The following is a 10792-nucleotide window of genomic DNA, read 5'->3' on the forward strand; positions in this document are numbered from 1 at the left end:
TTAGTCATGCCCCTGTCCCCGGTCTGTACGCTGCCGCACGTACTTATTTGCAGTCGAAAAGGGTAGTGCGGGCTGGAGCGATCCGGCAAAAACGTTGTTATTTCTCCATATTGCCCTTCCACTTTCAAAATAAATTACTTGTGTACGGCAGCGTACAGAAGAGCGGCGACTATCCACGTAAAACGGTAGTCATGCCAAGCAGACATGCTTGCTACCACCAGGGAGAAATACAACATGAACAAGAATAAGCTTTTCACCGCCATCGTCGTCAGCCTGGCATGCGCCGCATGGGGCGGCCAGGCAGTGGCGGCCACGCCGGAAGCAAAAGCAACGTACAAGGCGGCCAATGAACAGGCTGGCCTGAATTACAAACTGGCGCATGCCGAGTGCGAAAAAATCACGGGCAACCCCAAGGATGTCTGCATCGCCGAAGCGAAGGCCGTGCGCACCTACGATGAAGCCGTGGCCCAGGCGCAATACACGAATACGCTGCGTGCCTACACCAAGGCGCGCGTCAAGATTGCCGATGCCAATTACGATGTCGATCTGGCCCGCTGCAATGCGCTGACGGGCAACGACAAGGATGTCTGCGTCAAGCTGGCCAAGTCCACCAAGGTGGCGGCCCTGGCCGACGCCAAGGCGGACAAGAAAGTCATCGAAGCGCGCAGCGATGCGCGTGAAGCAAAAAGAAAAGCCGAGTACAAGGTCGCGACAGAAAAATGCGATGCATTGGCCGGCGCAGCCAAGGATGACTGTATCAAGGCTGCAAAAACCCAGTTTGGCTACTGAGCTCCCTCCGGCGCGCAGTCACCACACTGGTATAAGAAGCTCATTGTGAGCACATTGATTGACCACTCCTAAGGAAAAAACCATGAAATTCACTAAATCTATCGCTACTGGCCTTTTCGTCGCTTCCCTGTTCGCCGTTGCAGGCTGCGCTTCGACCCCAACCAAGGAAGGCACGGGCGAATACCTCGACGACGCCGCGATCACCACCAAAGTGAAAGCCAGCATCTTCAATGAGCCTACCCTGAAATCGACGGAAATCAACGTTGAAACCTTCAAGGGCGTGGTTCAGCTGAGCGGCTTCGTTGCCCAGCCAGCCGATGCCGCCAAAGCGGGTGAAGTTGCCCGTGGCGTCAAGGGCGTGAAGTCGGTGAAAAACGACATCCGCGTCAAGTAATGGCCTGACCTGCCGCAGCGGCCAGCCTCACGGCTGGCCCTGTGGCCTTCCACCGACCGTCGCGGGAATCGCATGCATACCCAGCCTTCAGATACCCCGCCCGATCCGGTGGCGGCTGCCTCCACCGAGCCTGCCGGGCCACCTCTCGGCGCGCCCGTGGAGCAGCCAGACTCAACCTTGCGCTTGCCGCTGCATGTCAATGCGCGTGGCATGGCCTTGGGCATCATCGCCACCGTCAGCTTTATTTATGCGCTGCAGTGGGCACAGAAATTCCTCATTCCCGTCATCTTCGGCATTTTCATTGCCTACACCCTCAATCCCGTTGTCGCCTGGCTGGAAAAGCTGCGCCTGCCGCGCGCCATCGGCGCCACGGCCGTCACGGCCCTGATCCTGTTCGGCTCCATCGTCGTGGTCGAGCGCGTGCAGGGCGAATTCGAATCCATCGTTGAAGAGTTGCCGGCCGCCACGCATAAACTGTCGCGGCTGATCGCCGCCAATACGGGCGGCAAGAACAGCACCTTCCAGAAGATGCAGGCCGTGGCCAATGAAATCGAGCAAGTGGCCGCCGGCGCCGAAGCGCGCCGCAACAACCGCCGCGCCGCCGCGGCCGAGGCGCCCAACTTCAAGATCATGGACTGGGTCTGGGCCGGTTCGCTGGGCCTGGTGGGCTTCCTCAGCCAGGCCACCATGGTCATCTTCCTCGTATTCTTCCTGCTGCTGTCGGGCGACACCTTCAAGCGCAAGCTCGTCAAGCTGACGGGACCGTCGCTGAGCCGCAAGAAGGTCACCGTGCACATCCTGGAAGACATCAACACTTCAATCCAGAACTATATGTTCATGCTGCTCGTCACGAATGTCTTGCTGGCCGTCCTGATGTGGATCGCCCTGCGCGTGATCGGGCTGGAAAACGCGGGCGCCTGGGCCATCGTGGCCGGCTTGCTGCACATAATGCCGTATTTCGGCCCCTTGCTCATCACCATCGCCACGGGCCTGGTCGCCTTCCTGCAGTTCGAATCGCTGGAAATGGTCTTGCTGGTGACGGGCACGTCGATGGCCATCGCCACCCTGGTGGGCACCTTTGTCACCACCTGGATGACGGGGCGTATCGCGCGCATGAATCCTACTGCCGTGTTCGTCAGCCTGCTGTTCTGGGGCTGGCTGTGGGGTGTCTGGGGATTGCTGCTGGGCGTGCCCATCATCGTCATGGTGAAGGTCGTCGCCGAGCGCGTGCAAGGCATGGAAGTGGTGGCGGAACTGCTGGGCGAATAGCTTGCGGCAAGGCCAAGAACAACGGCGCCCGCGGGCGCCGTTGCTGCATCCGGAGCGACACCTTACGACTGGTGGCGTTTCAGTATCTTCACTTGCACGTCGCCGTCTTCCGTCTTCGGCATATCCTTCATGCTGCCCAGCTGCAAGGCGAACTGGCGCGTAAATTCGGCGCCCAGGAAGAAGATTTGCGCCGAGTAATACACCCACAGCAGCAGGGCGACCAGCGAACCGGCGGCGCCATAGCTGCTGGCCACGCCGCTATTGCCGATATACACGCCAATCGCATATTTCCCTAGTGAAAACATGAAGGCCGTGCCGATGGCGCCGATCAGCACGTCGCGCCAGGACAGGCGCACGCGCGGCAGCATTTTATAGATGACGGCAAACAGGCTGGCGATGACGGCAAAGCCGATCAGGTTCGACAGGATGGTAAACAGCACGGCAGTGTCTTTCCACACGCCTTCCCAAAAGTTGGCGAGGATGGCCATGGCGGCGTTGACCACCAGCGACACCATCAGCAGGAAGGCCAGCACCAGTACCAGGCCAAACGACAGCAAGCGCGTGCGCACCATGTCCCAGGCGCCCGCTTCCTTCAAGGGTGGCACTTGCCAGATTTCATCAAGGCTGGCTTTCAGTTCGGCAAATACGCTGGTGGCGCCAAACAGCAGCAGGGCGCTGGCGATGAGGGTGGCGATGCGGCCCTGTTCATGGTTTTTCGCGCCGGCCAGCACGAGCTGGATGGCTTCGGCGCCCTGCGTGCCCAGCAAGCCCTGCAGTTGCCCCATCAGCTCGCCGCGCGCGGCGGCCGGACCATAGAAAAAGCCGGCGATGGCGATCACCAGTACGAGGATGGGGGCGATGGAAAACAGGGTGTAATAGGCGAGGGCGGCGCCCTTGCTCGAGGCGCGGTGTTCCAGCCATTCGGTGACGGAGCAGTAGACGACGCTGCGCATCTGCTTGCTTAACGGCGCGAGACCGGCCAGTCTGGGATAGCGGGTAAAGAAATTCATGATGGCTTTCAATGCAAAAAAGGGGCGCGAGCCCCTTTTTTTTAATTCACAAGTGGCGTACCACTGTCGAGCTTACTGCACGCGGCGTTCGATGGTGATTTGTTCCACTTCAACGCGGCGGTTAGGTTCCAGGCACTTGATCAGGTCGGCACGTTTCTTGTTGTTGCACTCCACGACCGGATTGGTCGAACCCTTGCCTTCAGCCGTCAGGCGGTTGGCGGCAACACCGTGGGCGACCAGGTATTCCTTGACTGCGTCAGCACGCTGCTGCGACAGTTTCAGGTTGTACTTGGGCGAACCGATGCGGTCGGCATAACCACTGATGACGACGTTGTTGACGTCCGGCGCTGCGTTCAGAACGCGTGCGATTTCGTCGAGCTTGGTTTGCGTCGGGCCCAGCTTGGCGCTGTCGAACGCGAACAGTTCCGTTGCCGACATCGTCACTTTTTCAAAGCGTGGCGGCGGTGGCGGTGGTGGTGGCGGCACGACCACGACGACTTCTTCACGCACTGGCGGCGGTGGCGGTGGTGGCGGCGGTGCAGGCGGTTTGTCGAACGCGTAGTTCAGGCCCACAGTGACGTAGTAGTTGTTGGACTTGCTGCTCGGGTCGAACGTATTGCCGCGCAGGAAACCGTGCACATTGCGCACGTCAGCCTGCAGGGACAGCTGCTCGGTGATGCTGGACTGGAAACCCAGGCCCACGCTCGCGTATGGCGAGCTCTTCGTGCGTTCACCGAAGGCGAAGCTGGTGTCCTTGTCGCGCTGCATGCCGGCACCGACCAGCAGGAAAGGACGGAAGGCTTTGCGCGAGAACATGTACAAGCCGTCTACGCCCAGCGTATTTTGCTGGTAGCGCTGACCGCCATCCTTGGAACGGGCATACGTGGTGCCCAGCTGGATATCCCAGTCCTGGGAAACAGGCTTACCGAAACGCAAGCCTGCGCCATAACCGGTTTTATCCGTGGCGAAGTCGGAATCTGGCTTGAGTGCGTTGATGCTAGGTTGAATATACCAGGAGGGATTGATTTCCTGGGCCTGTGCGCCGAGGGCGGAGCACAGGACTGCGGCGGCAACGGCGATTTTTTTTAGATTATTCACAAGTAACTCCCAACGTTGATAAGAGATTTTCTCTACGGCATCAAAGACACATCTTGCTACACGTGCTATTGCTAGATATAGACCACACTTCCAGGTGCGCATTCTTGTGATAAATGCACTGCTGTTGGACTAGAGAATACGAGTGCAGGTTCAGGTGGTCGGTGCGCTGGCGCACAAAGCATTGCGGTATATCAATAGTGTTGCAGATTCACGACAAAGATTGTGGTGTTGAAAAAAACTAATGTTATTGGTGAAACTTTTACAAGCACGGTCATTTCCTGGCACCGCAGCGACAGGCAATCGTACGACTTGTCACCTGCATGCCACTGTATATTAGCAACAATGATGAGCTTGATAACTAATAATACATTGATGTTGTATTCCGGCCGCGTTCTGTTGTTTTTCTGGGCTTCCGCCAGGCAACTTTTGCGCGCCGCAGCCAGCTCCGCCACTTTTCCTCAAGGAGTCATCCGTGCCTGACCTGTCCCGTGTTCTTACTTCCCCGCTGGCCGGCAAGCTGGGCCCGCTGTGCCTGCTGCTGTCGCTGGGCCTGGCGGCGCCAGCCTGGGCCGATAGCGGCGTGTCCTTGTTTTCACCGAGCGGCACGGTCAAGGCCGTGCGCCAGGTGCGGGCCCAGTTCGCCACGCCGATGGTGCCGTTCGGCGACATGGGCTTGCCCGCGCCGTTCGCCATCGATTGCGGCAAGGCCGAGCCGGCCGTCGTGGCGGGCGCGGGGCGCTGGGCCGACGAGCGCAACTGGAACTTCGATTTCGAGCGCGACTTGCCGGCCGGCGTGGCCTGCAGCTTTACCTTGAAGCCGGGACTCAAGGACCTGGCGGGCCAGACCCTGCAGGGAAGCACGTACTACCGCTTTTCCACGGGCGGCCCGGCCATCGTCGAGGCCGTACCGTATGACGGTCAGCCCTACATCGACGAAAACCAGATCTTCGTGCTGGGCCTGGACGCCGCGCCGAACGAGGCCAGCGTGGCCGCGAATGCGTATTGCCGCGCCGATGGCATCAATGAAAAGATTCCCGTGCGGCGGCTTGTAGGCAAGGAGCTGGAGCAGGTATTGACTTTGCGCAAGAGCTTTCTCGACCGCTACCTGACCGTGTACTTCAAGAAGCGGGGCGTCGTGTGGAAAGCGGGCATGCCCGTCGCGAGCAAGGGCGCGCCGCCTTTGCCCGTCACCGTGCTGCAATGCAAGCGCAGCTTCCCCGCCAACGCCAAGGTGTCGCTGGTGTGGGGCGAGGGCATCGCCAGCGCCGGCGGTATCGCCACGGACAAGGCGCAAACCCTGCAGTTCAAGACGCGTCCCGACTTCACGGCCAAGTTCAGCTGCGAGCGCAGCAATCCGAAGGAGCAATGCATTCCCTTCCTGCCCATGCGCGTGCAGTTTTCCGCGCCCGTGAGCGCGGCGCAGGTGCGCGCCATGACCCTGAAGGGCGGCGGCAAGACCTATGCGCCGACGATTTCAAAAGAGGAAGAAAAGGCGGAATTCCTGTATGGCGCCACCTTCAATGGTCCATTTCCCGTGCAGGCCAGTTTTGTGCTGAACTTGCCGCCGGGCTTGAAGGACGATGCGGGCCGCGCCTTGCTCAACCGCGCGCGCTTCCCCATGACGGTGCGCACGGGCGAACAGCCGCCGCTGCTCAAATTCCCGGCCCCGTTCGGCATCATCGAAGCGAAGGGCGACGGCTTGCTGCCCGTCACCGTGCGCAATATCGAGCCCGTGCTGTCGGGCAAGGAAGTCGTGCAAGCCTCGGCCGCCGCCACGGGCGCCACCTTGCGCGTGCCCGACAATGACGACAAGTTCATCATCGAGTGGATGCAGCGCCTGGCCGGCAATGGCGACGGGGGAGAGTACTGGCAGCCGTATGCCCAGTATGCGGGCAACATGAGCAAATCCGTGCTGGCGGGCGCTGCCGGCACGCGCCCCATCAGCCTGCCGCGTCCCGATGGCAGGAAAACCTTTGAAGTGATCGGCATCCCGTTGCAGAAGCCGGGCTTTTATGTGGTCGAGCTGGCCAGCCCCATCCTCGGCAAGGCGTTGCTGGGCAAACCGACGACCGCGTATATCCGCACGGCCGCGCTGGTGACGAACCTGGCCGCCCACTTCAAGCATGGCGCGCAATCGTCGCTCGTGTGGGTGACCTCGCTGGACAAGGGCGCGCCTGTTGCGAAAGCGCAAGTGGCCGTGCGCGACTGCGCCGGCAAGCTGCTGTGGCAAGGCGCCACGGGCGCGGACGGCGTGGCGCACATTCCCGGCGAGCTGGCCAATTCCAGCTGCAAGAACAATGGCCGCTACTTTATCAGTGCGCGCAGCGGCGGCGACATGACGTTCACCCTGTCGGACTGGGTGGGCGGCATCGAAGCCTGGCGTTTCAACCTGCCCACGGATGACACGCGCGCCGACAACACCTTGCTGGCCACGGTATTCGACCGCACCTTGCTGCGCGCCGGCGAAACCGTGCACATGAAGCACTTTATTCGCAAGCACACGGCCGAAGGCATGAGCCTGGTCGACAAGAACAACGGTCCCGGCAGCGCCACCTCCGTCGTCATCACGCACCAGGGCAGCGACCAGAACTACCAGTTACCGCTGCGCTGGTCCGCCGGCGGCACGGCGGAAAGCGACTGGCTCATCCCCGCCGACGCCAAGCAGGGCGAATACAGCGTGACGATGGCGGGCCGCCCGTCCGGCAGTTTCCGCGTGGAAGCGTTTCGCGTACCGACCATGAAAGCCGTGCTGCAGGGACCGAAGGCCCCCGCCGTGCAGGCAAAGCAGCTGGCCCTCGATGCGCAAATCACGTATCTGGCCGGCGGCGCCGCCACCAACGCGCCCGTCAAGCTGCGTACGGTGCTGCAGGACAAGAGCGTGACGTTTGCCGACTATCCCGACTATAGTTTCAGCAACGGCGACGTGATGGAAGGTCTTGTCAAGCAGGGCACGGGCTATGACGACGATGAGGGCGAGTGGCAGGACGAAGGCCGTGGCGGCCCCTCCGGCCCCGGCGCGACGGCTGCGCGCACGCAAAGCTTGACTCTGGACAAGGCGGGCGGCGCGCGCATCGTCATCGACCAGCTGCCGCAGCTGTCCACGCCGCGCGACCTGGTGGCGGAAATGGCTTTCCAGGATGCGAATGGCGAGACGGCATCCGTCGCCACGCGCGTGCCGCTGTGGCCGTCGAACTACGTGATCGGCATCAAGCCCGATGCCTGGGCCTTGAGCAAGGATGCCTTCAAGTTCACGGTGGCCGTGCTCGGTACCAATGGCAAGCCGGTGGCGAATGCCCCGGTCGCCGTCGACTTCTTCCAGCGCAACAGCTATTCGCACCGCCGGCGCCTGATCGGCGGCTTCTATGCGTATGAAAACAGCAGCGAAGTGGTCAAGCTTGGCCCGGCCTGCTCGGGCAAGACGGACAACAAGGGCCTCTTGACTTGCGACGTGAAGGCGCCCGCCAGCGGCAATCTGGTGTTGCGCGCCCGCACGCAGGACAGTGCCGGCAATGCGGCCGTCGCCAACCGCGAAACCTGGGTGGCCGGCAGCGGCGACTGGTGGTTCAACGCCAGCGACAATGACCGCATCGACGTCTTGCCGGAAAAGAAACGCTATGAACCGGGCCAGGAGGCGAGCTTGCAGGTGCGCATGCCGTTCCGTTCGGGCACGGCCCTGATCACGGTCGAGCGCGAAGGCATCCTCGACACCTATGTGCGCCAGTTGAACGGCCGGGAACCTGTGGTGAACATCCCGGTCAAAGCGAATTACGCACCGAATGTGTATGTCTCCGTGTTTGTCGTGCGGGGGCGTGTCGATGGCGTGCAGCCGACGGCGCTGGTCGACCTGGGCAAGCCGGCCTACAAGATGGGCATCGCACCGCTGAACGTGGGCTGGCAGGCGCATGAACTGAACGTCATGGTGGTGTCCGACAAGGAAGTGTATAAAACGCGCGACAAGGCGGAAGTGTCCGTGCGCGTGCGCCGCGCTGACGGAAAACCGCTGCCGGCCGGTGCCGAAGTGGCGCTGGCGGCCGTCGACACGGGCTTGCTGGAGCTGATGCCCAACGATAGCTGGAAGTTGCTCGATACCATGATGGCGCAGCGCAGCTTGCAGGTGGAAACGGCGACGGCGCAGATGCAGGTGATCGGCAAGCGCCATTTCGGCCGCAAGGCGTTTCCGGCCGGCGGAGGCGGCGGCAAGGGCGCCAGCCGCGAGCTGTTCGATACCTTGCTGTTCTGGAAGGGCACCGTCAAGCTCGACGCCAAGGGCGAAGCGACGGTGCAGGTGCCGCTCAACGATTCCTTGACGGGATTCCGCATCGTTGCGATTGCCAGTGCCGGCAAGGAATTGTTTGGCACGGGCAGCACGGATATCCGCAGCTCGCAAGACTTGATCTTGATGTCGGGCTTGCCGTCCCTCGTGCGTGAAGGCGACCAGTTGCGCGCGGGCTTTACGGTGCGCAACACCTCGGCCGCATCCTTGAGCGTGGACCTCAATGCCACGGCGGCTGGCAAGGCCTTGCCGCGCCAGAGTTTGACGTTGGCGGCGGGCGAAGCGCGCGAAACGGGCTGGGATTACCAGGTGCCGCTCGGTGCGCAAACGGTTGTGTGGGAGATCAGCGCCAAGGCGGGTAGCGGGCTTGGCAACACCTCCGATAAACTGAAAATCACGCAAAAAGTCGGCCAGGCCACGCCCGTGCGCACGTATCAGGCCACCTTGATGCAGATCGACAAACCCGTCAATATGTCCGTGCAAATGCCGGCCGGCGCTTTGCCGGGCCGGGGCGGCCTGCAGACCAGCTTTGTCGCCAAGTTGGGCGGCGAGCTGCCCGGCGTGCGCGAGTACATGGCCGCCTACCCGTACACCTGCTTCGAGCAAAACACGTCGAAGGCCATCGCCCTGCAAGACCAGGACGCGTGGAACAAGCTGGCCGCCAGCCTGCCCGCCTACCTGGACGGCGACGGCTTGCTGAAATATTTCCCCATCATGGAGCAGGGCAGCGACAGCCTGACGGCCTACGTGCTGTCGGCCACCAGGGAAGCGGGCTATGCGATTCCCGAGCAGACGAAGAACCGCATGGAAGCAGCCTTGACGGCCTTCGTGCAGGGCAAGATCGTGCGCCGCTCTGCGCTGGCCACGACCGACCTGGCCGTGCGCAAGCTGGCCGCGCTGGAAGCGCTGTCGCGTTCGAACAAGGTGCCGCCCGATGCGCTCGAGAGCATCAGCATCAGCCCGAACCTGTGGCCGACCTCCGCCGTCATCGACTGGAGCTTGCTGCTGCAACGCACGCCTGGCCTGGCGCGCCGCGATGCGCTGCTTGCCGAGGCGCAGCAGATTTTGCGTTCGCGCCTGAATTTCCAGGGCACCACCATGGGCTTTTCCACCGAGCGCAAGGATAACTGGTGGTGGCTGATGGTGTCCGGCGACGTCAACGCCAACCGTTTATTACTGGCCGTGATGGACGACCCGGCGTGGAAGGACGACATCGGCCGCCTGGTGCGCGGCAGCATGGGGCGCCAGAAAAAGGGCCGCTGGGATACCACGGTGGCCAACGCCTGGGGCACCCTGGCCATCGCCAAATTCTCGGCTAAATTCGAGTCGACGCCGGTGACGGGCGCCAGTGCCGTCAAACTGGGCGGCGATACGCAAGCGCTCGTGTGGAATGGCGCGGCGAAAGTCGGCCCCGTGCTGCAGGCGTGGCCGACGGGCACGGATACCCTGGGCCTGGCACACAGCGGCACGGGCAAGCCGTGGGCCACTGTGCAAAGTCTGGCGGCCATTCCGCTCAAGGCGCCCGTGTCCAGCGGCTACACGATCAAGAAAACCGTAACGCCGGTGGAACAGAAAACCACCGGCCAATGGTCGCGCGGCGACGTCTACCGCGTGCGCCTGGAGTTGTCGGCGCAGGCGGACATGAGCTGGGTAGTGGTCGACGACCCGATACCGGCCAGCGCCACGGTGCTGGGCAATGGACTGGGGCGCGACTCGCAGCTGCTGACGGCCGGCGAAAAATCCACGGGCTGGGTCTGGCCCACGTTCGAGGAACGGGCGTTTGACGCTTTCCGCGCCTACTATGCCTTCGTGCCGAAAGGTAACTGGAGCGTGGAATACACGGTGCGCCTGAACAATGCCGGGGATTTCAGTCTGCCGGCCACGCGCATCGAGGCCATGTATTCGCCCGAGATGTTTGGCGAAGCGCCGAACGCGAATGTGAAGGTGGGGCAGTGAAAG

The 10792-nt window shown here is 62.1% G+C and carries 7 protein-coding genes; 4 read left to right on the forward strand and 3 right to left on the reverse strand.

Annotated features, from left to right (window positions below):
- Positions 1–234 precede the first annotated feature (234 nt).
- From IGS60_RS19590 to IGS60_RS19600, 3 genes are all read left to right on the forward strand, one after another.
- Positions 235–789, forward strand: coding sequence for a hypothetical protein (locus tag IGS60_RS19590; protein ID WP_230505896.1), 555 nt, complete (start codon positions 235–237; stop codon positions 787–789).
- An 82-nt stretch (positions 790–871) separates the two neighbouring features.
- Entirely contained in the window at positions 872–1183 is a 312-nt protein-coding gene (locus tag IGS60_RS19595) for a BON domain-containing protein (protein WP_070224920.1), read from the forward strand.
- 210 nt (positions 1184–1393) lie between these two features.
- On the forward strand, positions 1394–2452 hold the full coding sequence (locus IGS60_RS19600) for an AI-2E family transporter (RefSeq protein WP_227742169.1): 1059 nt from the start codon (positions 1394–1396) through the stop codon (positions 2450–2452).
- Between the two features lie 62 nt (positions 2453–2514).
- On the opposite strand, the gene IGS60_RS19605 is transcribed toward IGS60_RS19600, so the two are convergent.
- From IGS60_RS19605 to IGS60_RS19615, 3 genes are all read right to left on the reverse strand, one after another.
- Positions 2515–3462: a YihY/virulence factor BrkB family protein gene (locus tag IGS60_RS19605; protein ID WP_070224922.1), complete on the reverse strand. Its 948-nt coding sequence runs from the start codon at positions 3460–3462 to the stop codon at positions 2515–2517.
- A 72-nt stretch (positions 3463–3534) separates the two neighbouring features.
- Positions 3535–4560: an OmpA family protein gene (locus IGS60_RS19610; protein WP_070224923.1), complete on the reverse strand. Its 1026-nt coding sequence runs from the start codon at positions 4558–4560 to the stop codon at positions 3535–3537.
- Between the two features lie 191 nt (positions 4561–4751).
- The gene (locus IGS60_RS19615) at positions 4752–5012 is read right to left on the reverse strand and encodes a hypothetical protein (protein ID WP_230505897.1); all 261 of its coding nucleotides are present in this window, start codon (positions 5010–5012) and stop codon (positions 4752–4754) included.
- A gap of 20 nt (positions 5013–5032) precedes the next feature.
- Here IGS60_RS19615 and IGS60_RS19620 point away from each other — a divergent pair, with 20 nt between their 5' ends.
- The gene (locus tag IGS60_RS19620; RefSeq protein ID WP_230505898.1) at positions 5033–10789 is read left to right on the forward strand and encodes an MG2 domain-containing protein; all 5757 of its coding nucleotides are present in this window, start codon (positions 5033–5035) and stop codon (positions 10787–10789) included.
- Positions 10790–10792 lie beyond the last annotated feature (3 nt).

The organism is Janthinobacterium sp. FW305-128 (genome assembly GCF_020858135.1).
Lineage (GTDB): Bacteria > Pseudomonadota > Gammaproteobacteria > Burkholderiales > Burkholderiaceae_D > Janthinobacterium.

Coding starts and splice junctions, on each gene's coding strand:
- IGS60_RS19590 (WP_230505896.1), top strand. CDS start 235: ATGAACAAGAATAAGCTTTTCACCGCCATCGTCGTCAGCCTGGCATGC.
- IGS60_RS19595 (WP_070224920.1), top strand. CDS start 872: ATGAAATTCACTAAATCTATCGCTACTGGCCTTTTCGTCGCTTCCCTG.
- IGS60_RS19600 (WP_227742169.1), top strand. CDS start 1,394: ATGGCCTTGGGCATCATCGCCACCGTCAGCTTTATTTATGCGCTGCAG.
- IGS60_RS19605 (WP_070224922.1), bottom strand. CDS start 3,462: ATGAATTTCTTTACCCGCTATCCCAGACTGGCCGGTCTCGCGCCGTTA.